At 43.3% G+C, this 24,621-nt stretch carries 22 protein-coding genes and 5 pseudogenes; 14 read left to right on the top strand and 13 right to left on the bottom strand.

Translation table 11 applies throughout. The features are described 5' to 3' along the window. Positions 1 to 1,014: 1,014 nt before the first annotated feature. Positions 1,015 to 2,271 (bottom strand): nickel pincer cofactor biosynthesis protein LarC, encoded by a 1,257-nt coding sequence (gene larC, locus GQR42_RS25090; RefSeq protein ID WP_158202050.1) that lies wholly within the window; start codon positions 2,269 to 2,271, stop codon positions 1,015 to 1,017. Here larC and GQR42_RS25085 point away from each other — a divergent pair. Further along, positions 2,248 to 2,889, top strand: a complete 642-nt coding sequence (locus GQR42_RS25085; protein ID WP_158202049.1) for an L-threonylcarbamoyladenylate synthase — start codon at positions 2,248 to 2,250, stop codon at positions 2,887 to 2,889. The genes larC and GQR42_RS25085 overlap by 24 nt on opposite strands. An 8-nt stretch (positions 2,890 to 2,897) precedes the next feature. On the opposite strand, the gene GQR42_RS25080 is transcribed toward GQR42_RS25085, so the two are convergent. Further along, on the bottom strand, positions 2,898 to 3,047 hold the full coding sequence (locus GQR42_RS25080) for a hypothetical protein (protein WP_158202048.1): 150 nt from the start codon (positions 3,045 to 3,047) through the stop codon (positions 2,898 to 2,900). 142 nt (positions 3,048 to 3,189) lie between these two features. Between GQR42_RS25080 and GQR42_RS25075 the strand changes: the two genes are divergently transcribed. Then, complete coding sequence (locus GQR42_RS25075; RefSeq protein WP_158202047.1) at positions 3,190 to 3,600, top strand: Hsp20/alpha crystallin family protein; 411 nt, start codon at positions 3,190 to 3,192, stop codon at positions 3,598 to 3,600. A 58-nt stretch (positions 3,601 to 3,658) separates the two neighbouring features. Here GQR42_RS25075 and hpf read toward each other — a convergent pair whose 3' ends face one another. Then, positions 3,659 to 4,258, bottom strand: a complete 600-nt coding sequence (gene hpf / locus GQR42_RS25070; protein WP_158202046.1) for a ribosome hibernation-promoting factor, HPF/YfiA family — start codon at positions 4,256 to 4,258, stop codon at positions 3,659 to 3,661. A gap of 485 nt (positions 4,259 to 4,743) precedes the next feature. On the opposite strand from hpf, the pseudogene GQR42_RS25065 reads away from it, so the two are divergent. Continuing rightward, positions 4,744 to 4,938: pseudogene (locus GQR42_RS25065) on the top strand (lipoyl(octanoyl) transferase LipB); the annotation flags it as partial. Here the strand turns inward: GQR42_RS25065 and GQR42_RS25060 are convergent. Together GQR42_RS25060 and GQR42_RS25055 are read right to left on the bottom strand one after the other, a co-directional pair. Further along, positions 4,934 to 5,708 (bottom strand): annotated as a pseudogene (locus GQR42_RS25060) (IS1 family transposase). The pseudogenes GQR42_RS25065 and GQR42_RS25060 sit on opposite strands and share 5 nt — an antisense overlap. Before the next feature lie 189 nt (positions 5,709 to 5,897). Continuing rightward, positions 5,898 to 6,200 (bottom strand): annotated as a pseudogene (locus GQR42_RS25055) (alpha/beta fold hydrolase); the annotation flags it as partial. A 213-nt stretch (positions 6,201 to 6,413) separates the two neighbouring features. Here GQR42_RS25055 and GQR42_RS25050 point away from each other — a divergent pair. From GQR42_RS25050 to GQR42_RS28030, 3 genes are all read left to right on the top strand, one after another. Then, positions 6,414 to 7,583, top strand: coding sequence for a phosphotransferase (locus GQR42_RS25050; protein WP_158202045.1), 1,170 nt, complete (start codon positions 6,414 to 6,416; stop codon positions 7,581 to 7,583). Between the two features lie 24 nt (positions 7,584 to 7,607). After that, positions 7,608 to 8,711 (top strand): T3SS effector HopA1 family protein, encoded by a 1,104-nt coding sequence (locus GQR42_RS25045; RefSeq protein WP_158202044.1) that lies wholly within the window; start codon positions 7,608 to 7,610, stop codon positions 8,709 to 8,711. A 382-nt stretch (positions 8,712 to 9,093) separates the two neighbouring features. Further along, positions 9,094 to 9,267, top strand: coding sequence for a hypothetical protein (locus GQR42_RS28030; protein WP_199273239.1), 174 nt, complete (start codon positions 9,094 to 9,096; stop codon positions 9,265 to 9,267). Positions 9,268 to 9,784: 517 nt separating this feature from the next. Here GQR42_RS28030 and GQR42_RS29240 read toward each other — a convergent pair. From GQR42_RS29240 to tig, 6 genes and pseudogenes are all read right to left on the bottom strand, one after another. Then, positions 9,785 to 9,967, bottom strand: a pseudogene (locus GQR42_RS29240) (peptidylprolyl isomerase); the annotation flags it as partial. Positions 9,968 to 9,976: 9 nt separating this feature from the next. Continuing rightward, entirely contained in the window at positions 9,977 to 10,834 is an 858-nt protein-coding gene (locus tag GQR42_RS25030; protein WP_158202043.1) for an alpha/beta fold hydrolase, read from the bottom strand. Next, on the bottom strand, positions 10,812 to 11,021 hold the full coding sequence (locus GQR42_RS25025; RefSeq protein ID WP_004160464.1) for a hypothetical protein: 210 nt from the start codon (positions 11,019 to 11,021) through the stop codon (positions 10,812 to 10,814). The genes GQR42_RS25030 and GQR42_RS25025 overlap by 23 nt, the downstream gene beginning before the upstream one ends. 21 nt (positions 11,022 to 11,042) lie before the next feature. Beyond that, positions 11,043 to 12,377 (bottom strand): ATP-dependent protease ATP-binding subunit ClpX, encoded by a 1,335-nt coding sequence (gene clpX, locus GQR42_RS25020; RefSeq protein ID WP_158202042.1) that lies wholly within the window; start codon positions 12,375 to 12,377, stop codon positions 11,043 to 11,045. A 7-nt stretch (positions 12,378 to 12,384) separates the two neighbouring features. Then, positions 12,385 to 13,086: an ATP-dependent Clp endopeptidase proteolytic subunit ClpP gene (clpP, locus tag GQR42_RS25015; protein WP_158202041.1), complete on the bottom strand. Its 702-nt coding sequence runs from the start codon at positions 13,084 to 13,086 to the stop codon at positions 12,385 to 12,387. Between the two features lie 266 nt (positions 13,087 to 13,352). Then, complete coding sequence (gene tig, locus GQR42_RS25010; RefSeq protein WP_158202040.1) at positions 13,353 to 14,744, bottom strand: trigger factor; 1,392 nt, start codon at positions 14,742 to 14,744, stop codon at positions 13,353 to 13,355. A gap of 324 nt (positions 14,745 to 15,068) precedes the next feature. Here tig and GQR42_RS25005 point away from each other — a divergent pair, with 324 nt between their 5' ends. The 8 genes and pseudogenes from GQR42_RS25005 (at position 15,069) to GQR42_RS24970 (ending at position 23,591) form a co-directional block, all read left to right on the top strand. Beyond that, positions 15,069 to 16,106, top strand: coding sequence for an aspartate-semialdehyde dehydrogenase (locus tag GQR42_RS25005; RefSeq protein WP_158202039.1), 1,038 nt, complete (start codon positions 15,069 to 15,071; stop codon positions 16,104 to 16,106). 222 nt (positions 16,107 to 16,328) lie between these two features. Beyond that, a pseudogene (gene dapA, locus GQR42_RS25000) lies at positions 16,329 to 17,220 on the top strand (4-hydroxy-tetrahydrodipicolinate synthase). A gap of 238 nt (positions 17,221 to 17,458) precedes the next feature. Then, entirely contained in the window at positions 17,459 to 19,207 is a 1,749-nt protein-coding gene (locus GQR42_RS24995) for a ribonuclease J (RefSeq protein WP_158202038.1), read from the top strand. 210 nt (positions 19,208 to 19,417) lie between these two features. Beyond that, the gene (gene larB / locus GQR42_RS24990; RefSeq protein WP_158202037.1) at positions 19,418 to 20,188 is read left to right on the top strand and encodes a nickel pincer cofactor biosynthesis protein LarB; all 771 of its coding nucleotides are present in this window, start codon (positions 19,418 to 19,420) and stop codon (positions 20,186 to 20,188) included. Positions 20,189 to 20,261: 73 nt separating this feature from the next. Further along, on the top strand, positions 20,262 to 22,172 hold the full coding sequence (dxs, locus tag GQR42_RS24985; protein WP_158202574.1) for a 1-deoxy-D-xylulose-5-phosphate synthase: 1,911 nt from the start codon (positions 20,262 to 20,264) through the stop codon (positions 22,170 to 22,172). Between the two features lie 528 nt (positions 22,173 to 22,700). Next, entirely contained in the window at positions 22,701 to 22,913 is a 213-nt protein-coding gene (locus tag GQR42_RS24980; protein WP_158202036.1) for a hypothetical protein, read from the top strand. A gap of 1 nt (position 22,914) precedes the next feature. Then, on the top strand, positions 22,915 to 23,346 hold the full coding sequence (locus GQR42_RS24975; protein ID WP_158202035.1) for a type II toxin-antitoxin system VapC family toxin: 432 nt from the start codon (positions 22,915 to 22,917) through the stop codon (positions 23,344 to 23,346). A 23-nt stretch (positions 23,347 to 23,369) separates the two neighbouring features. After that, complete coding sequence (locus GQR42_RS24970; RefSeq protein ID WP_233271163.1) at positions 23,370 to 23,591, top strand: DUF433 domain-containing protein; 222 nt, start codon at positions 23,370 to 23,372, stop codon at positions 23,589 to 23,591. A gap of 53 nt (positions 23,592 to 23,644) precedes the next feature. Here the strand turns inward: GQR42_RS24970 and vapC are convergent, their stop codons facing one another. Beyond that, the gene (vapC, locus tag GQR42_RS24965; protein ID WP_079206164.1) at positions 23,645 to 24,058 is read right to left on the bottom strand and encodes a type II toxin-antitoxin system VapC family toxin; all 414 of its coding nucleotides are present in this window, start codon (positions 24,056 to 24,058) and stop codon (positions 23,645 to 23,647) included. Continuing rightward, positions 24,055 to 24,249 (bottom strand): type II toxin-antitoxin system VapB family antitoxin, encoded by a 195-nt coding sequence (locus tag GQR42_RS24960; RefSeq protein ID WP_158202034.1) that lies wholly within the window; start codon positions 24,247 to 24,249, stop codon positions 24,055 to 24,057. Before GQR42_RS24960 ends, vapC begins: the two co-directional genes overlap by 4 nt. Between the last annotated feature and the right edge of the window lie 372 nt (positions 24,250 to 24,621).

Genomic DNA, 24,621 nt, shown 5'->3' with positions numbered 1-24,621 from the left:
CTCATTAGGATTACAAGCATTTACTGTTGCTCTGATTCTAACATTTCAAGTTTCCTAATGTTAAAATTTTTAGTTTTTATGCACAAATCAGGGCTCTTCTCGGCTTTGTGTGATAATTTTTGCTTATGGAATCGTGAAATGCTTACTGGACAAAACTTTTAGGACTATTTTGCGGATATTCTATCAGTATAGACCTCGTTTCCACACATAAACCAGAAGAGCCTTGTTAGCTCTTCTGGTTTTTGTGTGAAAGGGAGAAGAATAGGGATAATTCGGGTGCATCTCAATTTGGTCAAAATATCTAGAGGAGATTTTGGGCGCACGCGGTGCGCCCCTACCATTGGCGCAATCATATTATTGTAGGGGCGAATTGCATTCGCCCTCTTTGAATGACTTCTGCTGCTCACCTATAGGTGAGGGAAAGTCACATATAGGAGATGCAGCCGATAATTTTCGGGAAATATAGTCTTTAAAGCCTTGTCTGGCAAGACTCCCACCAATGATAAGCACTGATTATCACACAAAGTCGAGGAGAACCGATTGTTTAAGCGAAACCCAACACCAAATCTCCAAAAATAAGGCTTAGGAACTTGCGTAGGAATAGTATCCTAGCGGGACAATCGCTCTGTCGAAGAATCAGACAAGCCCTAAATGGTACATTATCAAAGCGCAAGTCCCTTACTCCTAAATTGCCTACCAAAATATCTAGCAAAATATGAAAAATATCCTCTTTATTCAGTCAGAATTATCAGAGAAAACTATCATTTTCCTCTGAGTTCTTGGCACTTGTACCACAATTAAATTTATGAAAAAAAAGAGAAAGAAATAAGAAATAGAAATAGATTAGATAAATTATGGTAAATCCTCTGCATCTCATAAGTAGGGAGGCACAATTATTTGTAGGATGGGTTAACGGTAGCGTAACATGAGCGGGCGTTGGGTTTCATACTTCAACCCAACCTACGTTCTTTTGAACAGTAGATATAGCAGTTTTATGATAAAATTGCCCTGCTGTCAAGACTGATTTTTTTCTTGCCAAATAGCTAAGGCCATTTGATGAACAAATCGCCAAGGTAGATGATGCTGACGGGCAATTGCGGCACAATCTTCGTATTCTGGTTGTACGGTAATCGGTTGATTAATTGACTCTTTGTAGGCAACTTTTAGCCGAATTTTGCCATAGACAGTATCGATCGATTGTATCTCTCTTTTTAAGATCGATCGCTCTTGAATTGTCCTTCTAATGCCTAAAGTTGTGGTTTCCTGAAAGATCATATTTTCACAAATAGCAATTTTATCCAAGGCACAAATTACTGTCAAAAGTATCCCCAAACGAGATTTTTTCATAGTAATTGCTTGACTAAATACATCCAAGGCACCTGCTTGTAATAAAGCCTCGCTTAAGTAGGCGATCGCTTGCGGATTTAAGTCATCAATTTGAGTTTCTAAAACCGCCACGGTTTCGATTTCATCTAGCTTTTCTGGTACTTTTTTCCCTAACCAAAGTCGGACAAGATTGGGAATCGGTAAATCTTTTGTCCCTGCTCCTAAACCGACCTTTTCTAACTGCATTTTTGGCGGTTTACCGAAACTTTTAGCTAAAGTTGTCACAATAGCTGCCCCTGTGGGTGTTACCAACTCCGCTGCGATGCCATTACTATAAATTGGTACTTGTCGCTGGCTGAACAATTGTACTACTGCTGGCACGGGAACCGGTAAACGACCATGGGCGGCCTGAACTGTACCGCCGCCAGTGGGTAGAGAAGAACAGTATAATTCACTCACCGATAGCCAGTCCAAACCCAAACAAGTCCCAACGATATCAACAATGGCATCGATTGCCCCCACTTCGTGAAAATGCACCTTTTCTGGCGCGATCCCGTGAACGGCTCCTTCTGCGATCGCAAGTTGTTGAAAAACCGCTAAACTCCATTCTTGGACTTTCTGGGGTAAATTTGCCTGTTTAATTAAATTTTTGATCTCCGGTAAATGGCGAGCGGGGGTATGATGGTGATGGTGGTGATGATCAGCGGACTTCTCGGCAGCGACATCGACGTGAACCTTAGTAGCAATTTGACCGCGACGATGCACTTTTTCGTCCCTTAACTGATATTCATCCTCAATTCCTAAAGTTTTTAGTTGTGCAATCAGGTATTCTAGGGGGACTCCTAAATCTACTAATGCCCCTAAACACATATCCCCGGCGATTCCCGTGGGACAATCCCAATAGGCGACGATTTTGCTATCATGGCTACTATTTACTCTCTCCATCCCGAAAATCCCCAACAACGTTCTATCCAAGAAATCTGTCATGCCCTGAAAAATGGGGCAATTATGCTTTATCCTACCGATACTGTCTATGCGATCGGTTGCGATCTCAATGTGAAATCTGCCGTCGAACGAGTTCGCCAAATCAAGCAACTATCTAATGATAAACCCTTGACGTTTCTCTGTTCTTCTTTGTCGAATATTTCCGAGTACGCAGTGGTCAGCGATCATGCCTATAAGATTATGCGACGAGTCATACCCGGTCCCTACACTTTTCTCTTACCGGCGACTAAATTAGTGCCGAAAGTGGTGATGAATCCGAAGCGGAAAACCACCGGTATCCGGGTTCCCGATCACGTTATCTGTCGCACTATTCTCGAAACCCTAGAAAATCCCATTATCTCTAGTTCTGCTCATCTTCCCGATCAGGAGGGGGATTTTCCCACCAAGGGATTAGAAACCGCTAGATTATTCGATGCCCTCGATCATATCGTTGATTTAATTATCGAAGATGGTTCGGCTCCCGGTTCGGAAGTGTCAACAATTGTTGATTTTACCAGCGATCAACCGGATATCGTGCGTCAGGGTTTGGGTTGGCCGGAATTACAACAATGGTTATAACAGTGATTTTAGCCGTCAGCCGTCGGTTTTTTGCACCCCACACCCCACACCCCACACCCCACACCCCACACCCCATCACCCCACACCCCACTTCCCCACACCCCACTTCCCACTTCCCACACCCCACTTCCCCACTTCCCCACTTCCCCACTTGCCACTGATAACTGATAACTGATAACTGATAACTGTATCGGTTATTGCGACTTTTTATTTCCTGAAAACCGTCTTGTGTAAGCCAAGTTAGTTGCTTATTATGGAGATAATCGCAGTCAGAGAAAACCTCTCAAGGAAATTATTACTATGGCTTTCACTCTTTATTCTCCCTTCCTGGAAATTAATTCTGTCCAACGTCAAATCGATCAACTTTTTCAAGAAGTATTACCGACAACTTCATTGGTGTCTCGTCCCCCGGTGGAAATCTCCGTTAACGAGGATTCCGTGGAATTAAAAATCGAATTACCCGGTATGGATATTAAAGATATCGATGTGGAAGTTAGCGAGCAAATGGTGGCTATTAATGGGCAACGTGAATGCGCTGCCGAGGTAAAAAACAGCGAATTTTATTATGGTAAATTTAGTCGCTTGATTACCCTGCCAGTAGAGGTGCAAAATAGCCAAGTTACCGCTAACTATCAAGACGGTATTCTTTATCTCACCCTCCCGAAAGCGGCGGCAGAAAAAAATAAAGTGGTTAAAGTTAATCTTGGTTAGATGAGAGAAAGACTGGAGAAATTCTCCAGTCTTTAGTTTTATTTGTAGTCGCTAACTGTTAATGGGATTCTTTGCCATTTAGGTTAACGGGACGGGGTTGAATAACACCAAAACCGCCGTGATTGCGTTGATAGATAACATTGATTTCGTTAGTGTCTTTGTTGCAGAACATATAGAAATCGTGATCGACTAATTGCAATTGTGTTAGTGCTTCCTCAATAGTCATCGGTGGCATGGCAAAGTATTTCATCCGCACCACTTCCGCAGGCAATTCGGGAGTGCGATCACCAATTAGGTTATCATCTAATGGTTTCTCTTGCACCACCTCGCTAGTTTTAACGGTGGCGTGGGTGCGATGATCCACCAGTCTTTCTTTATACTTGCGGAGTTGACGAGCGATTTTATCAGAAACTAAATCAATACTCGCGTATAAATTTTCGCTTCCCTCTTGAGCGCGAATCACTGTTCCATTAGCATAAACCGTTACTTCCGCTTTGTGGCGATCGGGAATGCGTGCATTCTTTTCCACGGAGAGGTGAACATCGACTTTTGTGGTTATGCCGTTAAAATGTTTCACCGCTTTCTCCAGCTTTTGTTCCACATAATCATGAATAGCTTCGGTGACAGCGATATTATTGCCCTGAATCAATAGCTTCATACTCACTACTCCATCTAAAAATTTTGCTATGGACTGCCCACATCAACTATTTTTAAGGGGTGTTGATGCTAGGAATTTAATCCTCAAAAAACTGCTCGATCGCGCGGTTGAGTGAAAGTTAATTAGAGGTCACAGTCTAGATATTGTCGGTGTTCTCGTTCTCTTTTTTTTGTCGGATCGCGCGGAAAATTCATCGGGTCGAGCGCCTATTTGCAACTGGATTTATCTACCCCTATTCTAACAAGTTTCTCTAAACCTTCTCTTAACAGAAGTGCGAAGTTCTGTTAACTTTTATTTAAAGAAACCGATTTTGGCCGCCAGCAAGGGAATCCGGTGATTGTTTCTCCTGTTCGACGGTTAACCTCGGAATAGATGGGATAACCTTAGATTAGCACTTAGTATTCTCCCCAACATCTATATCTTCCCTTCTTTTAATTTTCCTTTGCGCTCCTTCACATTTCTTAAATAATTTGACAAATCTCGCAATGAATGCTCAAAAAATGCCTCGTCCCTGTGGGCTAAAAATTCGGGCAATTACGCCCTATGCTCTCGTGGCAACAGCGATCGCTGCTGGCGGCGAGAATTGCTAATCCCAACTTACCCGATATCCTGCCACGACTGGAACATCCCCCGTTTATACTCTCGGTACTGGCTCAGATATTAAGTTTGTTAAATTTAATCGGTGGTGATTCGGTAGTAGTGATGGCGGCTTAATCCTTTGCTTTGCTGTGCATTGTAGTCATGGATAAAATACCAAAGGGTTCCCCAACGTGATTCTCCATTTTTTTAGAGAAAGATAGACTCTCTCTCACCAGCCGAGAAATCCTTTGTCGAAAGGTATTATTTAATCTTTCAATAGGATTAGTTTGACCAGTTTCTTTTCCGACCGGTCGATGACGTTTACTAGGAATTACTGTCTTATAGGACTCCCAAAAGTCTGTGTAAGCAACCGCACATTGTCGGTAAACGCCTGGTAAACTGGCCCCAAAGTTTTTTGGCTGATTGACGACTCCTATCTCCGCGCATAGCAACCAATAATTTCTCTTGTCTTTCTATCAATTAACCGCCAAATATAAACCTTTATCGTCTTAGAAAAAACAAAAGACCACATCTCATCACATTCTCTAACCAATTTACCTTTTGGTTTGTCCGAAACCTTTATTTGACGGGGGACAGCCGCCAGTTTATTGTTGACATAGTTTTGTAAACATGACCAACTTACCCCTGTTACTCTAGCAATTCCTCGTCAGGAAATTCGTTCGAGTAAGAGTTTGTCAATTAATTGTTTAGTTTCGTCAGAGACGGTTTTATTAGTGGGATTGATCACAAACGGTTGACCACATTCTTTACATTGACGTTTGGGTTTTCCCTTATGAATAGAACCATTCTTGATCCTATGGTGAGAACCACAACGCTTGACAGGGGAATAGAGGTGAACTAGGGGGGGTATTTTGTTCGGTGACAGACTGATATTTGAGTAAGCCAGACAGGAGCCAGAAAAAGATATTTATCAGAAAAGTCATGAGCAAGCTAGAGGTTTAAAGACTGAGCGGGTTCCAATTATTTTTATTAATAAATATTTTACACAATTCATACCAGGTAAGCAAGAGAGCTACGGCACTACTACCGAATCATTACCGATATTATTATTCAAATCCGCCGCCATTTTGCCCATTTTGGCAGGAATAATCATGTCTTTTTCCCCTGATACTAAAAGAGTTGGTATCTTAATCTCAGCAAATTTACCAGGCATAATTTCCACTGCTTTTTCACTCACAGATGTATAAATTGTGACTAGGACGGCCTCGTAATCTGCCGCTAAAAAATCTTCTCAAAAAGCAATTCTTTCTGATTTTGGGATCGATCGATGCAAAAATCTCGCCATAAATAATCGATCGGCAAAAGGTACTTTTAAAAACCAATCATAACGAAACTGTCCTGTGAAGAAACCGGGTTTCTTTGTCTATGGAGCGATCGCAATTAGCCCTAAATCAATCTAACAGGTAGCTTGACTGGCGAGATTAGCTGAAGTTTAGACATAATTGTGTTAATTATGTCTTTTTAATGCAGATGAATAGCTTGTCAATAAGGCTATCATCAATTATAATTAAAATCAATAAAAACAGATCAGCAATATTTGAAAATAATTGTAATTATGAAATTTGTGTTAAGTTCTCAAAATGTTTATGACTATTTAATCGACAAAAAAATCTGCGATCGCTCTCTAGAAAATCCGGGAGTAGAGCAGATTCAGGCTAAAAATTTTAACTTATTAGTGACTTTACCAGAGGGTCGAAAGTTACTGGTTAAACAAGAACAATTTATTAATTTAGAAAAGGAAACGGTGGGCGAGTTTTTTGGGGAATGGCGAATCCCCAAATTTCTAGAGAACTTTCCTGAAATTGACCATTGGCGTAGTTTTCTGCCAGAATTACTGCTCCATGATGCTGATAACTCAATTTTAGTTTCTACTTATCTGGATAATTATCAGGATTTAGCAGAGTTTTATTCTAAAGAGAATCTCTTTCCGGCTCAGGTTGCTACTCAAATCGGCAGTTGTTTGGCGACAATTCACCGTGATACCTGGAATCAGAGTATTTATCGGGAATTTTTTATCAAAGAAGAGTTTGCTGGAAAACCGAAAGTATCTCCGCTATTATTAGAGAGTTTGGAAAGGATCGGTCCTGAAATTTTTGGCATGGCTCCGATGGATGGATTGAAATTTTTTGCACTTTATCAACGATATGATAGCTTAGGAGAAGCAGTTCATCGAGCTAGTGAAACTATTTCTCCTGTTTGTCTGACTCACAATGACATCAAGCTGAATAATATTCTTCTGAATCGAAACTGGGAAGATATTAATGGCAATGGGATCCGGTTGATTGATTGGGAAAGGTCTGATTGGGGAGATCCAGCCTTTGATTTGGGAATGGCGATCTCTAGTTATCTACAAATTTGGTTGGGTAGCTTGGTGATTAGTAATTCTCTCAGTATTGAAGAGTCTCTGCGACTAGCCACTACTCCCCTAGAATTACTGCAGCCATCTATCGGTGGGTTAACTTTAGCTTATTTAGAAACTTTCCCAGAAATCTTAGAATATCGTCCTGATTTCTTAAAGCAAGTAGTCCAGTTGGCCGGTTTTTCTTTAATTATTGCAATTTTGGCCATGGTTCAGTATCAAAAAATCTTTAATAATACTGGAATTGCTATGCTTCAGGTAGCCAAGGCTTTGTTATGTCGTCCTGAATCATCAATACCCACGATTTTTGGGGCTACTGCTACTCAGTTAAATCAGATGAATTCTTCTGTTGTTGGCCAAGTTTAATATCGTTGAGTATCTTGAAAAATTATGTCATTACTTAATTCTCAATTCCATCATTTAGCCCCTGAGGTTAGAGGTCGGTTAAAGGAAGTTTTGTTAGATATTGTTGAAAATCTCGAAATTTCCGCTGATTTTTCGATTCGTCATCCTAACTATCAACCCTGGGAAATGCCGGCTGAGATGTTGTCTCGGATTCAGGCTTTACCGAAGGAAATACAGGATAAATATATGAGCTTACAGTTGAGGAGTTTTCTTTATGGCATTTATTATAATGGGTCGATGCAAGCATCGCAAGCATTAGGTTCTGAGAATAAGGGTCAGCAATTAGATTTGGAGAATAATAGTTTTGCTGGCGTAGCTATGGACTTTTATTTACAGTTGGAAGCAGCGAACAAGGGGAAGGGATATTTTGATTCGGGTTGGTCAATTTTGAGAGAGGAAACCGATGGCAGTTTGGCTGTGACTAAGGGCGGTTTGCGACTGCATATCCAACGGGAAAAGCATCTTCAAGAGTCTGAGCAAGCGGCGGCAGTGGGGGGTGTTGTGTCAATTTTGATGCCTAAGAATTTTGTACAAAATGGCTTTTATATGGCGGTGGGTAATGCCGGTTTACAGAGAGAGCAAGCTATGGTGCGGCTCTATTTTAATGTTACTCCTGAAGGCGCAGTGGCTGTGATGACTGGGTTGACTGAAAGGTTAAATGAGAGGGGGATTCCTTTTAGTTTTAAGGCTTTATATAATCCGGTTGATTATCAACGATATGATGCTGGGGTGCTTTATTTTGGCAAAACAGATTATGATTTGGTCAGGCAGGTGGTGGCTCATGTTTATCAAGAAAATCAGTCTGTTTTTAAGCCAGAAATACCTTTGTTTACTCTGGAGTTAGCGCCGGGTTTGGGGTTGGCGGAAGAACCGGACAAAAAGTTTGGCAGTGAGGAGAGTTTTGGGATGAATCGCTGTCAGATTATAGCCAATGGGTTATTGATGGCTTGGCAACAGGAGGACAATTCTGCGGCGGGTCGGATGACTGCTATTTCTGAGCAGTTTTCTGGGTTGGGGATTGATTGGCAGCGTCCTTATTTGAATGCTGATTCTGAGGATGTTTATCAGGGATTAGAGTTGGCAGACTGATATTAGTCGCCTATCTGGGAATCAAAGAGCGCTCCGCCCATCGGTAGATTTTAGCCTCATTAGGTCATGGGGCTATTTTTTTGCTCTGCCACCACCCGAACCCTGGGCAGAGAGATATAAAAAAGACATAATTGGGTTATTTATGTCTTGAAAAACAAAGCTCGTTGATACGAGAGTATGGGCATTTGCGGTCATAATCTAGATAAAGTTACGGTGTTTAGTCGGTAAAATTGAAACATAATTGTGTCATTTAGATTAATTTTAAAGTTGTTTAACCTATTGTCATTGTTGGAGAGTTGGGCAACAATAAATAGAAAGAGGAAGAACATAAATCTGATTACCTCTCCGTAAGTTCTATCACCTTTCCAAAGAGGAAGTAAAAATGGCTAATATTACTATTTCTGAGTTACGCCCTGCTGGTGCAGACTTGTTCTCCGATTCTGAGAGTTACCTTACTGACTTGACTGGGTCGGAAACGCTTGGTACAGTCAATGGTGGGTTATTTTGGGTTGGAGTTGCGGTAGGACTTGCTATTTCTCATATTCTGAGGAACTAGGTAGTAATTCATAGGTTGGATTTAGGCATTACGAAACCCAATACCAGGAATGTGGTGTTTCGTAACGCCTCAACCTACGTCTAGGTTGATCAAGACGTTTTTGCCATTATTTTGAAGTTAACAACTTAAAGCTGCTTAATTACTTAGCTCAAAATTAGTTTGATCTTCTATCTCTCCAATTTGGTGTTTTAGCCATCCCGAAAACAACTCTGACCCAATTTGATAGCGCAACTGATCATTTAACTCTGGCTGAAGTATCTCCCCCGCCAAAATCAAATGCACTCCCTTATACCATTTTTCAAAAGTAATGACAGAGATGGTTATGCCTAGTGCATCTCAATTTTGTCGAAATATCTAGATGACATTTTGGGCGCACGCAGTGCGCCCCTACCATTGGCGCAATAATATTATTGTAGGGGCGAATTGCATTCGCCCTCTTTGAACAACTTCTGCTGCTCACCATCAGTGAGAAAAAATCACAAATAGGAGATGCACCCGGTTATGCCTGCTACGAATAAAGAAAAATGGTATTAAAAGTCACAATCGGTTTAAGAACCTCTGGTGGTGTCGCCGCAAAAACAGCCGATGAAATCTCTGACTTCAAATCTTTACGAGACAATATTCCTCGATATCCTCCTTTTCGGCGTAACTCTTTATCCTCAATATACTTGTGAGTCACATTATAGAAACTCATTTCCCCTAGCAAACCCTAATTAATTTCTAAAAAATCTTGCAATTTTTTGAGATAAGTAGGGGCATCTTCTAACATGGGAAAGTGAGCGGTATTAGCCATCTCCACATACTGGATATTATTATTCAAATCCGCCGCCATTTTACCCATTTTGGCAGGGATAATAATATCTTTTTCCCCTGATACTAAAAGAGTTGGTACCTTAATCTCAGCAAATTTACCAGGCATAATTTCCACTGCTTTTTTACTCACAGATGTATAAATTGTGCCTAGGGCGGCCTCGTAATCTGCCGCTAAAAAATCTTCTAAAAAAGCAATTCTTTCTGATTTTGGGATCGATCGATGCAGAAATCTCGCCATAAATAATCGATCGGCAAAAGGTACTTTTAAAAACCAATCATAACGAAACTGTACCACATACTTACCGAATTTATGGAAGGCAGCAAAAGCCGCCTTATTATACTCAAAAATACCATTACAGGTTAAAATTGCTTTGACCACTCTTTCGGGATACATAGTAATAAAAAAAGTCGCCACCGATGCCCCCATAGAGTGACTATTGAGATAGACTTTTTCAATTTCCAAACTATCTAAAAACAATGCAAGATCAAGGGCATATTCTTCTAAATCGTAGGAAAGATCAAGAGATTTTTCTGGTAATTTAGACCGACCAAAACCGCGCATATCGTACAACAAACAATCAAAGCGATCGCAAATTGCCGCAGCCGTTGATCGCCAATAGCGTCCCGAACCTCCCCAACCATGAATAAACACCATCACCGGCTTTTTCTGAACAGATTCCGATTGCCGAATCCACTCGTAATAGTGGGGAACACCGCGGACAGTGATTGTTTTATCGATTATTTGAGTTTTCATGATAGATGTCGTCTTCCAGATTATCCCAAATCTTAGCGAGAGCAGTTTCGCTGACTTTTTGCCAGAAATCCGAGTTTGTCTCCTCCGGGATGAGGGTGACTAAAACCCTAGTACCCTCTGGAATCGGCACAGATTCGAGGAGTTCGATCCGGCCTTCTTTGATGATCGCGGGAACGGTGTTCAGCATGGTTAACCTCGATTTTTCCCCTTAAGCGGATTCTTGACTGGGTAAAGAGGAAGGATGAACCAATAGATCTGCCGTGGAACGTTTTTCCACCATTTCGCGGGTGATTAAACAGCGTTTCACGTCTTTGCGCGAGGGCAATTCGTACATGACATCGAGCATTAATTCTTCCACAATACCCCGTAGGGCCCGGGCCCCAGTTTTGCGACGATAGGCCTCTTGGGCGATCGCTAGGACGGCATCGGATTTAAACTCTAACTGTACATTGTCCATCTTCAACAGTTTTTGATACTGTTTCACCAAAGCGTTGCGGGGTTGCGTCAGGATAGCGATTAAAGCTTCCTCATCCAGGGGTGAAAGAGCCGCCAAGACGGGAATCCGACCGACAAACTCTGGAATCATGCCAAATTTGACTAAATCATCGGGAGTCATTTGTTTTAATAACCCTGCCGCTACCTTATCCTTACTAGCTTGGCTATCTCCCGGTTGAATAAAGCCCATGGATTTTTTACCGAGACGCTGATCGATCACCTTATCTAAACCGACAAACGCCCCACCGCAGATAAACAGGATATTGCTGGTGTCAATCTGAATACAATCCTGATAGGGGTGTTTGCGGCCGCCTTGGGGGGGAACATTGGCGATCGTTCCCTCTAACATTTTCAGTAAAGCTTGCTGAACCCCTTCTCCGGACACATCCCGGGTAATCGAGGTATTTTCGCTCTTGCGGGCAATTTTATCGATTTCATCGATGTAGATAATGCCCCGTTGCGCCTCTTCCACGTCTAAATCTGCCACTTGTAACAGACGCAAGAGAATATTTTCCACATCTTCCCCCACATAACCGGCCTCGGTTAAAGTGGTGGCATCGGCGACGGCAAAAGGTACATCGAGGATTTTAGCCAGAGTTTGAGCTAGAAGGGTTTTTCCCGATCCTGTGGGACCAATTAACAGAATATTGGATTTTTGCAGTTCGATGCTATCTTCCGGATTGCCGCCACTGGCTTTTTGGGTTTGGATATCTTTGAGGCGTTTGTAATGGTTATAAACGGCCACAGAAAGCACTTTTTTCGCCTCATTTTGACCAATAACGTAGTCATCGAGGTATTTTTTAATCTCTCTTGGTTTGGGAATTTGTTCCCAAGTGGTTTTATTTTGGCCCGATCGCCGTTTGTTGGGACGTTCCTCCACTGGGGCGACCGGACTGGGCGGTTCCATCAATTCCTCATCGAGAATTTCGTTACAGAGTTCCACACACTCGTCACAAATATAGACCCCCGGCCCGGCGATTAATTTTCGCACTTGTTCCTGGGATTTGCCGCAAAATGAACACTTGAGGTGGGAGTCGTATTTAGACATAGTTTATTTACAGGGAAGTAACGGGAACGGTAGGATCGGGCAGTTCGGGACGGGAAATCACCTGATCGATTAACCCATATTCTTTGGCTTCGACGGCGGACATGAAAAAGTCCCGTTCGGTGTCGTTGGCGATGCGATCGTAGGGTTGACCAGTGTGGTGAGCCAGCATGGTGTTGAGTCTCTGTTTAATATATAGGATCTCTTTGGCCTGAATGGCGATATCGCTGGCTTGACCTTGGGCGCCGCCGAGGGGTTGGTGAATCATGATCCGGCTACTGGGTAGGGACATCCGTTTACCTGCCGCGCCACCACAAAGCAGGAATGCTCCCATACTAGCGGCTAAACCGAAACAAATTGTCACCACGTTGGGGCGAATTTGTTGCATGGTGTCGTAGATAGCTAGTCCGGCATAAACGGAACCGCCGGGGGAGTTGATATAGAGTTGGATATCTTTTTCGGGATCTTCTGCTTCCAAGTAGAGAAGTTGGGCAACGATCGAATCAGCGACCTGATCATCGACGGGAGTTCCCAAAAAGACGATTCTCTCACGCAAGAGTCGAGAATAGATATCAAAAGCCCGTTCACCCATGCCAGACTGTTCGATGACCACGGGTAAAACGTTAGCTAGGGAGTTTCTCCCCGTGTTAGCGTAGATAGCAGGGCGACAATTACTGGTAATTGGGTAGTCAGGTGATCTCGATTCGAGCATAATTTTTTCGGTTCCGCTATCACAATCTTAGGGGTTTTGCTTGGCTGTGGAGCTTTTATTGGCAAATGTTAAGCATCTTTAGCACTTCTGTCCATCCATTATGCCCTAAGTTTCCCCCGGTTGGCAGGAATCAGTGATCAGTTATCAGTTATCAGTGAGCAGTTATCAGTGATCAGGGAATGGGGGAATGGGGGAATGGGGGAATTCAAGCAATACCCTAAAACCCCAACACCCCAACACCCAACACGACTGCTAACTCCTTACGGTTATTCTTCCTCTGCTGCCAACACTTCCACGTCGGTGGCTGCTAAGGTTTCTTCTGTTTCCTCCTCCTCGCTTGCTTCCTCCTCTAGGGAACCTTTGGGGACGAGGGTGATAGTAGCTTTTTCCTTCAGCCATTCTAGGGTGTTTTCCGCCAGCATTTCTTCGGTGATCACCGCCTCTAGACGCTGCTTATCTATGTCGCGATCGGACAATTGCGCCATGATTTTAGCGATTTTTTCCGTTACCGCTTCGGGACTAACTTCAATACCTGCGACTTTAGCCAATTCCTGCACCACGAGAGTCTGTTTCAGACTTTCGATCGCATCGGGACGGGCGTTTTCCCGCAGTTTGGGAATATTATCTTTTGTAAACAACTGGTTGACATCTAGCCCCATTTGTTGGAACTGCATGAAGCTTTGGGTCAAAATTTGCGTCACTTCCTTTTCGATCAGGGTCTCCGGTAAATCTAAAGTCGCACCCTTGACTAATTCCTTGGTTAAAGCGTCATAAATGCTGTCTTTGGTTTCCTTCTCCGCTTGTTCTTGGAAACGTTTCTCTAAACTTGCTCTTAATTCGGCGATTGTCTCCTGATCGCTGACTTCTTGGGCAAAATCGTCGTCAAGCTCTGGTAATTCCTTGGCTTTTAACTCTTTCATCGTAATGGTAAAAATTACCGCTTTTGCTGCCACATCTTCTTTGGGATAATCTTCCGGGAAAGTTAAAGTCATCTCTTTGACTTCTTCCGGTTTCATGCCGACAATTCCTTCCACCATCCCCTCGATAAAGCGTCCTGCTTCCATATCCACCCGCAGATCTTCGCCGTCAATATCCGGGATATCTTCGCCAGTTTCGGCGGATTTTCCCCGATAATCAACGATCGCCACATCTCCCAGCTGCGCCCCGCGATCTTCCACGGGAACCAATGTCGCTAACTGTTCTTGACGCTCTTTAAACCAATTTTCCACGGATTCGGGATCATAAACGGTTTCTTCGGCAGTAACGCTCAGATTTTCGTAATCTCCGAGAATAATTGTCGGGGCCACATCCACGGAAACTGAAAAAGTCAAAGCTTTACCCGGTTCATAGGCAGCGATCAAATCCTCAAACTGAGACAATAGCTGGGGATTACCCAGGGACTCGATACCCTCCTGTTTTAGGGCAGATTCGAGGCAATTTTCGATTAATTCCTCAATTACTGCCGCTTTTACCGCTTTAGTTCCCAATCTTTGCAGAAGAATCTGACGGGGAACTTTCCCGGGGCGAAAACCAGGTATATTGGCCGACTTCGCTAAATTATTTACCACTTTCTCGTGGGTGTTTTTCGTGGTTTCGGCGGGAATTTCAATTTCTAAACCTATCTGACTGGCAGGAAGCTTTTCCTGAATAACTTTCATTGATTTTTCTAGCTCTTACGACAAGGAACGTTTATAATAGGGTGAGCGGTGTTTACGCCTGCGGTGGATCCGTCCCGCTCATGATATTCTAGGGGAATAGCTGCAGTTGCTCCCCAAGCTCTCACAATCTTTTTATTTTAGCGGTCAATGGGGTATATTTAATTTATTCCGTTTTTGGGGCAGTTAAGCCCAATCAGAAAATTTTGCTGATCAAAGGCCGATCAATCCAAGTTTTAGGATAACTCGGTGGACAAAAAAGATTTTTTACTTTAACGATTTCTTCGGATCATTATCATCACCCAACTCGTCAGGAGGTTACACAATTTGAGTCAAAAAGTACGGGTCGCTATTTTAGGGGCCACCGGGGCCGTGGGAACGGAATTACTAGAGTTATTAGCTAGTCGTCAATTCCCTCTCGCTAGTCTAAAATTACTGGCTTCCGAGCGTTCTGCTGGAAAAACCCTCAATTTTCGGGGCGAAAGTCTCCTAATCGAAGCGGTAAACGAGCGCTCTTTTCAGGACGTGGATATTGTTCTCGCTTCTGCGGGGGGGTCCACCTCGAAAGCTTGGGCGAAAACTATTGTCGAGTCCGGTGCGACAATTATCGATAACTCCAGCGCTTTTCGCATGAATCCGGAAGTGCCTCTGGTTGTCCCGGAAATCAATCCCGACAGTGTGGACAATCACCGGGGCATTATCGCTAATCCCAACTGTACGACAATTCTTTTAGGAGTGGCGATCTGGCCTCTTCACCAAGTACAGGCGATCGAGCGAGTAGTAGTTTCTACTTATCAGTCCGCTAGTGGTGCGGGAGCGCGAGCGATGGAGGAGGTAAAACAGCAAGCACAAGCAATTCTTGAGCATCGGCAACCTCCCACTAATTCCTTCCCCTATCCCCTCGCTTTTAATCTTTTTCCCCACAATACCCCGATTAATGGTCAAGGGTACTGCGAGGAAGAAATGAAAATGGTGAATGAGACACGCAAGATTTTTGCTTGTCCAGAGCTGCGGGTTAGCGCCACCTGTGTGAGGGTTCCCGTCCTGCGGGCCCATTCGGAATCGGTTAACCTAGAATTTAGTCGGCCTTTTTCTGTGCTGAAGGCCAGAGAAATTCTTCAGTCCGCTCCGGGGGTAAAATTAGTGGAAGATTGGGACGCTAATTATTTTCCCATGCCAATTGATGCCACCGGTCGCGATGAAGTATTAGTGGGACGCATTCGTCAAGATATCTCCCATCCTAACGGACTAGAATTGTGGCTATGCGGCGATCAAATTCGCAAGGGTGCGGCTTTAAATGCTGTACAAATTGCCGAACTTTTAGTTAAGAAAAATCTCGTCGGTTCAAGATTAGCAACAGTTTGATAATTAAGCTATCAGCCATCAGCTAGACCAAGGCGATGATAACTAGAAAAATAGCTAATTAATCGGATAAATAAAGTCTGAAAGCTAATTGCTGATCGCTCAAAAACTGATAACTCGATTTGTTAGGCTAAAAGCTTCGATGTACTTAGTTTCTAACCTTTTTTTGGGAGCCTATTGCCTCTTGCCTTCAGAAGCTGATAACTGATAACTAATAACTGATCAATGAGTGAAACATATTTTGGACGAGTAATTACGGCGATGGTGACACCCTTCACCGTCGAGGGTCAAGTTAATTATGGGATGGTGGAAAAATTGGCCGATTATCTAGTTACCCACGGTAGCGATGGTATAGTGGTCTGTGGAACAACGGGAGAATCACCCACTCTAAGTTGGCAGGAAGAATACGAACTATTTAGCATTGTCAAAAAAGCGGTTAATGGTCGGGGAAAAGTGATCGCGGGGACGGGTTCTAATTGCACTTCCGAAGCGATCGAAGCTACCCAACAGGCTGCTAAACTAGGTTTAGATGGTTCTTTGCAAGTGGTTCCTTACTACAATAAACCACCCCAAGAGGGTTTATACGAGCATTTTCTGACCATTGCCAAAGCTTGTCCCGATCTGCCGGTGATGCTTTATAATATCCCCGGTCGTACGGGTCAAAATATGACCCCAGAAACAATTATTAAACTGGCAGCAGTTGATAATATTGTGGCGGTAAAAGAAGCTAGTGGTAATTTAGAACAAACCTGTAAGATTTACTGTCATACCCCTGAAAATTTCGCTATTTATTCTGGCGATGATTTTCTCACCTTACCCCTGATGACCTGTGGCGCGGTGGGAGTGGTCAGTGTTGCTAGTCATCTAGTGGGAGAAGAAATTCAAGGAATGATTCAAGCTTTATTAACTGGAGATGCGGCCAAAGCGATCGAGATTAACTTGAAATTATTTCCCCTGTTTAAAGGTTTATTCTGTGCCACTAATCCAATTCCAATTAAAGCGGCCTTAAATCTAGTCGGTTGGGAAGTGGGGGGGTCTCAGACTTCCTTTATGTTACTTAAGTCCCGATCTCGAAGAAGGATTAGCAAAAATTATGCAAGAATTGGCTTTAATCTAGAAAAATACTAGAAAATTTCGCTCACTAAACTAGGATTTTTTCGAGAAATAGGTTATGATGTTAATAGCTTAACTAGAAAACAAATATAGTTTAGAACGGCGAGAAAGTATTGATATAAGTGAATTTAGCTAGGGTTTATTTCCCTAGTTCGACTTATTCTAACTATTCATTTTTTGAGATTTCCTGTCCACAAAACCCACCTGAAAACTAACCATAACTTACAATTCAAGGATACCTAATGAGTCAAGATAAAACCCAAGCAAAACTAAAGATCATTCCCCTAGGAGGATTACACGAAATCGGCAAAAACACCTGTGTTTTTGAATACGATGATGAGATTATTCTCCTAGATGCTGGTTTAGCTTTTCCTTCCGATGATATGCACGGGGTCAATGTAGTGCTTCCCGATATGACTTATCTAAGGGAAAATCGCCATAAAATTAAGGGAATGATCGTCACCCACGGTCACGAAGATCATATCGGTGGTATTCCCTACCATCTCAAACAATTTGATGTACCAATTATCTACGGTCCGCGTCTAGCGATGGCTTTATTGCGGGATAAATTGGAAGAAGCAGGATTAGTAAATCGTACCAAATTAGAAACCGTTGCTCCTCGGCAAATGGTGCGTTTAGGTAAATCTTTCATGGTGGAATATATCCGCAATACCCACTCGATCGCCGATAGTTTTTGTGTAGCAATTCACACTCCTTTAGGGGTAATTATTCACACGGGAGATTTTAAAATTGACCATACTCCCGTGGATGGCGAATTTTTTGATCTACAAAAAATTGCCGAACATGGCGAGAAAGGGGTGCTATGTTTATTGAGTGATTCCACTAATGCGGAAGTACCCGGTTATACTCCCTCGGAAGCTTCCGTTTATCCTGGTTTAGAGCGGGTTTTTAACCAAGCAACGGGACGGATTATGATTACTACTTTTGCTTCCTCGGTGCATCGGATTAATCTGGTGTTGAAATTGGCCCAGAAATTTAACCGAAAAGTGGTGGTAGTGGGTCGATCAATGTTAAATGTCATCGCTCATGCGCGCAATTTGGGGTATATAAAATGTCCCGATGATCTGTTTGAACCCCTGAAAGCGACCCGCAATTTAGCTGATGAGAAAATCGTTATTTTAACCACAGGCTCCCAGGGGGAACCTTTAGCGGCCATGACGCGGATTTCTAAGGGTGAACATCCTCATATTCGTGCGCGTCAGGGGGATACAATTGTCTTTTCCGCTAATCCGATTCCAGGTAATACGATCGCCGTGGTCAATACAATTGATCGCCTGATGATGCAGGGTGCTAACGTGGTTTACGGACGCGATAAGGGAATTCACGTTTCTGGTCATGGTTCCCAAGAAGACCATAAATTGATGCTATCTTTGACGCGGCCGAAGTTTTTTGTGCCAGTGCATGGAGAACACCGAATGCTGGTCAAACACGCTCAGATGGCCCAAAGTATGGGGATTCCCGCCGAAAATATGGTGATTGTCAAAAATGGTGACACGATCGAGTTAACTGGCGATCGCATTGGCCTCGGCGCGCCAGTACCTTCGGGAATCGAGTTAGTCGATCAAGCGGGTGTGGTTCACGAACACATTATGCAGGAAAGACAACAGTTAGCCGAAGATGGTGTGATTACGATCGCCGCCTTCGTTAACGCTGAGGGACAATTAAGCGCACCTCCAGAGATTAATTTGCGCGGTGTGGTGACAAAAGTGGAAATCCCGCTGCTGAATCAGTTAATTATTCGGGCGATCGAACGCTGTTTAAGCGATCGCATTTGTGAATTTAAAACCGCCACGGGGGTTCAGGATTGGGCCGGTTTACGCGCCGAAATCGAGACGACTTTGCAACGTTTAATCAAACGGGAGTTACAGAGTCAACCTCTAGTGATTTTCCTCCTGCAAGCGGCGGCAACGGAACCAGCGGACAATCGTACTTATCGCCGCCGCCGTCCCGCAGCTACCATGGCCTCTTAATGGCAGTGAGCAGTAATCAGTGAGCAGTAATCAGTGAGCAGTAATCAGTGAGCAGTGAGCAGTAATCAGTGAAAAGATGGCAAGAAACTGCTATTTAATACTGCTCACTTAACACATACTGCTCACTTAAAACTCAAATCTGATAACTGTTAACTTACCCACTGATAACTTACCCACTGATAACTGATAACTGATAACTGATAACTGATCATGTTGCATGCTGCCGATTTGCGATCGCTGCTGACCGCCGTTGCCAGGGGAGAAATTAACCCAGAGACAGCCTTAGATAAACTTAAACATCTGGCCTTTGAACCGGTGGAAGACTTCGCTAAAATTGACCATCATCGTCAATTAAGAACGGGATTTCCGGAGGTTATCTGGGGACCGGGTAAAACCACCGCTCAAATTGCCCAAATTATCGGTGTATTGCGTCAAAATAGTCCCGTGGTTATGGCCACCCGCATTGAAGCAGAGATAGCAGTCCAGCTACAGGAACAGGTAACAGACTTAGTTTATTATCCCTTGGCCCGCATCTGTGCCATTGCCGCAGCCGCTCCAGAAAATCCCCCAAAAGGGATAATTTCCATCCTAACGGCGGGAACTGCCGATATTCCCGTAGCGGAGGAGGCGGCGGTTACTGCTCAATTATGCGGTTTTTCCGTGCAGCGTCTCTGGGATGTGGGAGTAGCGGGAATTCATCGCCTCTTGAATCATCGCCATCTACTGGATGCCGCCGATGTGTTAATTGTTGTTGCGGGAATGGAAGGAGCCTTACCAAGTGTGGTAGCGGGATTAGTTGATCGCCCGGTGATCGCCGTTCCCACCAGTATCGGTTACGGAACCAGTTTCGGTGGTATTGCTCCTTTGTTAACTATGCTCAATTCCTGTGCGGTCGGTATCGGTGTGGTTAATATCGATAATGGTTTTGGGGCTGCCATGTTAGCCGGCCAAATTTTACGCACGGCGGCCAGATTAGCCTAGATTTTCCTTCATCTCAGGCGGGAAATCCTATACAGTGAGTATAGGGATAAACTACTTTGAAAAAGAAGCCGATATGCACCTAAGTGAAATTACTCATCCCAACCAGTTACATGGTTTATCACTCCGTCAATTAGAAGATATTGCCCGTCAGATTCGCGAAAAACACCTCCAGACGATCGCCGCTACCGGTGGACATTTGGGACCGGGGTTAGGAGTCGTAGAACTAACGATCGCCCTTTACCAAACCCTCGATCTCGATCGCGATAAAGTCCTTTGGGACGTGGGACACCAAGCTTATCCGCACAAACTCCTCACCGGTCGCTATAACGATTTTCACACCCTCCGCCAAAAAAACGGTGTTGCGGGCTATCTAAAACGTTGCGAGAGCAAATTTGACCATTTTGGGGCTGGACACGCCTCTACGAGCATTTCTGCGGGGTTAGGAATGGCTTTAGCCCGGGATGCCAAGGGGGAAGATTTCAAGGTGGTATCGATCATCGGGGATGGCGCTTTAACCGGGGGTATGGCCCTAGAAGCGATTAACCATGCTGGACATTTACCGAACACCAACATCATGGTTATCCTCAACGATAACGAGATGTCCATTTCCCCCAACGTCGGGGCAATTTCCCGCTATCTCAATAAAGTTCGTCTTAGCGAACCCGTTCAGTTTATCGCTGATAATCTCGAGGAACAATTGAAAAATCTACCCTTCTTCGGGGACTCCCTCACTCCGGAAATGGAACGAGTCAAAGAAGGGATGAAACGGTTAGCAGTTCCCAAAGTCGGTGCTGTTATCGAGGAATTGGGTTTTAAATATTTTGGCCCGATTGATGGTCATAATATTCCCGAATTAATCGCCACTTTTAAACAGGCCCATAAGGTCCACGGACCGGTTTTCGTCCACGTTGCCACCGTTAAAGGCAAAGGCTACGAATGGGCCGAAAAAGATCAAGTGGGTTATCATGCCCAAAATCCCTTTAATTTAGCCACGGGTAAACCGATTCCCTCCAGTAAACCGAAACCTCCCGCTTATTCCAAAGTTTTCGGGCATACTCTCACTAAATTAGCGGAAAATGACCCGCGCATTATCGGTATCACCGCCGCCATGGCCACCGGGACAGGATTAGATAAATTTCAGGCAAAACTGCCGAAACAGTACATCGATGTGGGCATTGCTGAACAACACGCCGTTACTCTCGCTGGTGGTCTTGCTTGCGAAGGAATGCGCCCGGTTGTCACTATTTACTCTACTTTCCTGCAGCGGGCTTTTGATCAGATTATTCACGATATCTGCATTCAAAATCTACCGGTTTTCTTCTGCATGGACCGGGCCGGTATTGTTGGGGCCGATGGACCGACGCACCAGGGGATGTACGATATCGCCTACCTGCGTTGTATCCCCAATATGACCATTATGGCCCCGAAAGATGAGGCGGAACTGCAAAGAATGGTGGTGACGGGGATTAATCATACCAGCGGCCCCATTGCCATGCGTTACCCCCGGGGCAACGGTTTAGGGGTTCCCCTGATGGAAGAGGGTTGGGAAGCTTTACCCATCGGTAAGGGCGAAATTCTCCGCAGTGGTGATGATATTCTTCTGTTGGGATACGGCACGATGGTCAACACTTCCCTACAGGTGGCTGAAATTCTCAGCGAACACGGTATCGAAGCCACAGTGGTTAATGCCCGTTTTGTCAAGCCCCTTGATACAGAACTTATCTTTCCTCTTGCCCAACGTCTTGGTAAGGTGGTGACTTTGGAAGAAGGTTGTTTGATGGGTGGTTTTGGTTCTGCGGTTTTGGAAGCTTTACAGGATGCTAATATTCTAGTTCCGGTCAAACGTTTCGGGGTTCCCGATAAATTAGTGGACCACGCAAAACCAGAGGAATCCTTCGCTGATTTGGGTTTAACCAGTCCCCAGATTGCCGAACAGGTTTTAGCGGCATTTTTTAGCCAAAAACAAACCGCTAAGGTTGGTTAAAATCTCAAGATTAGCTTGTCCAGTTTTCCCGAAAAATTAGGGAAGACTGGTTTTTTTTGATCTAGATAAATAAGTAAAATTTATCTTAAGCTAATAAATAATTGGGAAATTTAAATATAAAAACCCAATGCAACAAAACTTTACAAAACTAGATTTTGTGCGAATTTGCCCAAATTTAGCTGAAAAGCAGGATTCGTTACATTTCGTAATGTGATACGATCGTGGTATGCTGTGGGCTTAGTGTGACCATGTAACTTTTAATCGCCGAAAACCCGCGCCAATCAAGGCACTTAATCCCTTATCACCTCCTAAAAGAGACATTAAGGGTTAAATTTTGCCAAGAAATTGCTTGAAGTTTTGTAAAGCAACTTGACCTAAAGACAGAAGTGTGTATGATCGTTCATCAACAATTTTACCCGGAGTGCTGTGTATGGTTTCATCAGTTCATCTTATGGCTTCTGGCGTTGAAACAAATTTTGTTTTAAAGCTAACCTTCGAGCAAGAGCAGAATAGGAGGATATATCAACCATGTTAAGCACTGATCTAGAGATCAGACTAGCAGCTTTAGAAGCTGAAGTAGCACTGCTTAAGCGTTTGCTACCTACTGTCAGCGAAACTACCTGGTGGGAAAAAATTGTCGGCACTTTTGCTGACGATCCAGCTTACGAAGAGGCAATGCAGTTTGGTCAAGAGTACCGTCAGTCCCTAAAACCATTAGCCAAGGAAGCATCCGAATCCTGAAATGTATCTCATTGATACCGATCATATTAGTATTCTCGATCGCGGGGGACAACCGGCACAACAATTGCTGAAAAAACTGGCTGCTATTACGAGCAGCGAAGTTGCCACCACAATTATCACCTACGAAGAACAAATGCGGGGATGGCTCAGTTACATAGCCAAGGCAAATTCGATTGAAACCCAAGTTGTTGCCTATCGAAGGCTAGAAAAGCACCTCGCTAATTATCGCACGATTCCCATTGTCGGCTTTGATGAAAAGGCAGGTCAAGTTTTTCAAGAACTTCGGGTAACTTACCCTCGTTTGGGTTCGATGGATGTGAAGATTGCTGCTATCTCAATGGTTAATCAGGCTATCCTGCTGACGCGAAATCTCTCAGATTTTGGGCAAATTGCCGGTTTAAGAGCAGAGGATTGGACGATTACAAGCAACTGAATTACCCAGAGAAAAACCAACTTTTGCAGCGAATCACACTCGATTTAAATATCTGTCATGGCAAACCTTGCCTTCGAGGATTGCGTTATCCTGTTGAATTTATCCTAGAATTACTTAGTTCTGGCATGAGTATCGAAGACATTTTAGCCGACTACGATGATTTGGAACGGGAGGATATTCTAGCGGCGTTATTGTTTGCCACTCGATTAACTCAGGTAAAAAGCATCTACCAAATTGCACCATGAAGTTTTTAGTCGATTTACTCAACATTCCCTAATAGAAATGAGTCGCAACTCAATCATCGTTCATCATTAGTAGTAGGACAAGCTGAAATTAGCTTTAAGTGCTTAACGAAAGGAATAAAATCTTTATCTGAAAAAAGGAGCGGAAGATTATTTTCAATACAAAAGGAGGCAATAATAACATCAGCAGTTTTCCTAATAGTTATCCCTTTCTTGCGTAACTGGCGATAATTGTCCGCGCTTTTCAATGCCATTCTCAAACCTAGTAAATCATAAATAGTTAATGAAGTTAGTAAGCGATAGGCTATTTGATAATCCTTATCACTCCTAAAACCTTGGAGAACTTCGGTGAGAATAATATCACCAATAGCTATCGGTTCAACTCCCAGCAATAAATCAAGTTCTGTTGTTTCCGTAGTATTATAACCATTGAAATAATCAATCCAAACACTAGAATCAACAAGAATCATTGATCGTGCCTCATTTCCTCAAGGTTTCCTTCCCATTTAAGCTTACCTTTAAAGGCTTTAATTTTCTCCTGTTGTTTGAGTCGAATCAAAGTCTTAAGACCCAATTCAACAGCTTCTTGTTCAGTCTTTAAACCAGTAGCTTTAAGTGCATCAGCCATGAGTTGGTCATCAATGATAATGTTAGTTCTCATCCTATCCCTAGTTGTGTATAGTAGATTGTTAATATACACATTATATAGTATTTTACTGCTTTTAATTTCCGTCTTATTGCTCCCTAATCTCAAATACCAATAATTGACCACAAGACAAAAACTCTGTGTCTGGAGTGGTTTGTATTATTTTTCCCAATAAATATAAATAAAAATTATTATAAATTTATAAATAATTGAAAATTTAAATATAAAAAGCCAATGCAACAAAACTTTACAAAACTAGATTTTATGCGAATTTGCCCAAATTTAGCCGAAAAGCAGGATTCGTTACATTTCGTAATGTGATAAGATCGTGGTATGCTGTGGGCTTAGTGTGACCATGTAACTTTTAATCGCCGAAAACCCGCGCCA

Origin of the sequence: Microcystis aeruginosa FD4, from assembly GCF_009792235.1 — a bacterium.
GTDB lineage: Bacteria > Cyanobacteriota > Cyanobacteriia > Cyanobacteriales > Microcystaceae > Microcystis > Microcystis viridis.
Note: the sequence above shows the minus strand (reverse complement) of the source record. Positions and strands in the feature narration are given on the sequence as shown.

What these genes read in the sequence shown, in the direction of transcription:
- clpX (WP_158202042.1), bottom strand. Translation starts at nt 12,377, where the DNA reads ATGTCTAAATACGACTCCCACCTCAAGTGTTCATTTTGCGGCAAATCC.
- larB (WP_158202037.1), top strand. Translation starts at nt 19,418, where the DNA reads ATGTTGCATGCTGCCGATTTGCGATCGCTGCTGACCGCCGTTGCCAGG.
- GQR42_RS25045 (WP_158202044.1), top strand. Translation starts at nt 7,608, where the DNA reads ATGTCATTACTTAATTCTCAATTCCATCATTTAGCCCCTGAGGTTAGA.
- GQR42_RS25030 (WP_158202043.1), bottom strand. Translation starts at nt 10,834, where the DNA reads ATGAAAACTCAAATAATCGATAAAACAATCACTGTCCGCGGTGTTCCC.
- GQR42_RS28030 (WP_199273239.1), top strand. Translation starts at nt 9,094, where the DNA reads ATGGCTAATATTACTATTTCTGAGTTACGCCCTGCTGGTGCAGACTTG.
- clpP (WP_158202041.1), bottom strand. Translation starts at nt 13,086, where the DNA reads ATGCTCGAATCGAGATCACCTGACTACCCAATTACCAGTAATTGTCGC.
- GQR42_RS25075 (WP_158202047.1), top strand. Translation starts at nt 3,190, where the DNA reads ATGGCTTTCACTCTTTATTCTCCCTTCCTGGAAATTAATTCTGTCCAA.
- GQR42_RS25025 (WP_004160464.1), bottom strand. Translation starts at nt 11,021, where the DNA reads ATGCTGAACACCGTTCCCGCGATCATCAAAGAAGGCCGGATCGAACTC.
- larC (WP_158202050.1), bottom strand. Translation starts at nt 2,271, where the DNA reads ATGGAGAGAGTAAATAGTAGCCATGATAGCAAAATCGTCGCCTATTGG.
- GQR42_RS24995 (WP_158202038.1), top strand. Translation starts at nt 17,459, where the DNA reads ATGAGTCAAGATAAAACCCAAGCAAAACTAAAGATCATTCCCCTAGGA.
- dxs (WP_158202574.1), top strand. Translation starts at nt 20,262, where the DNA reads ATGCACCTAAGTGAAATTACTCATCCCAACCAGTTACATGGTTTATCA.
- GQR42_RS24975 (WP_158202035.1), top strand. Translation starts at nt 22,915, where the DNA reads ATGTATCTCATTGATACCGATCATATTAGTATTCTCGATCGCGGGGGA.
- GQR42_RS25050 (WP_158202045.1), top strand. Translation starts at nt 6,414, where the DNA reads ATGAAATTTGTGTTAAGTTCTCAAAATGTTTATGACTATTTAATCGAC.
- GQR42_RS25085 (WP_158202049.1), top strand. Translation starts at nt 2,248, where the DNA reads ATGGCTACTATTTACTCTCTCCATCCCGAAAATCCCCAACAACGTTCT.
- vapC (WP_079206164.1), bottom strand. Translation starts at nt 24,058, where the DNA reads ATGATTCTTGTTGATTCTAGTGTTTGGATTGATTATTTCAATGGTTAT.
- hpf (WP_158202046.1), bottom strand. Translation starts at nt 4,258, where the DNA reads ATGAAGCTATTGATTCAGGGCAATAATATCGCTGTCACCGAAGCTATT.
- GQR42_RS24980 (WP_158202036.1), top strand. Translation starts at nt 22,701, where the DNA reads ATGTTAAGCACTGATCTAGAGATCAGACTAGCAGCTTTAGAAGCTGAA.
- tig (WP_158202040.1), bottom strand. Translation starts at nt 14,744, where the DNA reads ATGAAAGTTATTCAGGAAAAGCTTCCTGCCAGTCAGATAGGTTTAGAA.
- GQR42_RS24960 (WP_158202034.1), bottom strand. Translation starts at nt 24,249, where the DNA reads ATGAGAACTAACATTATCATTGATGACCAACTCATGGCTGATGCACTT.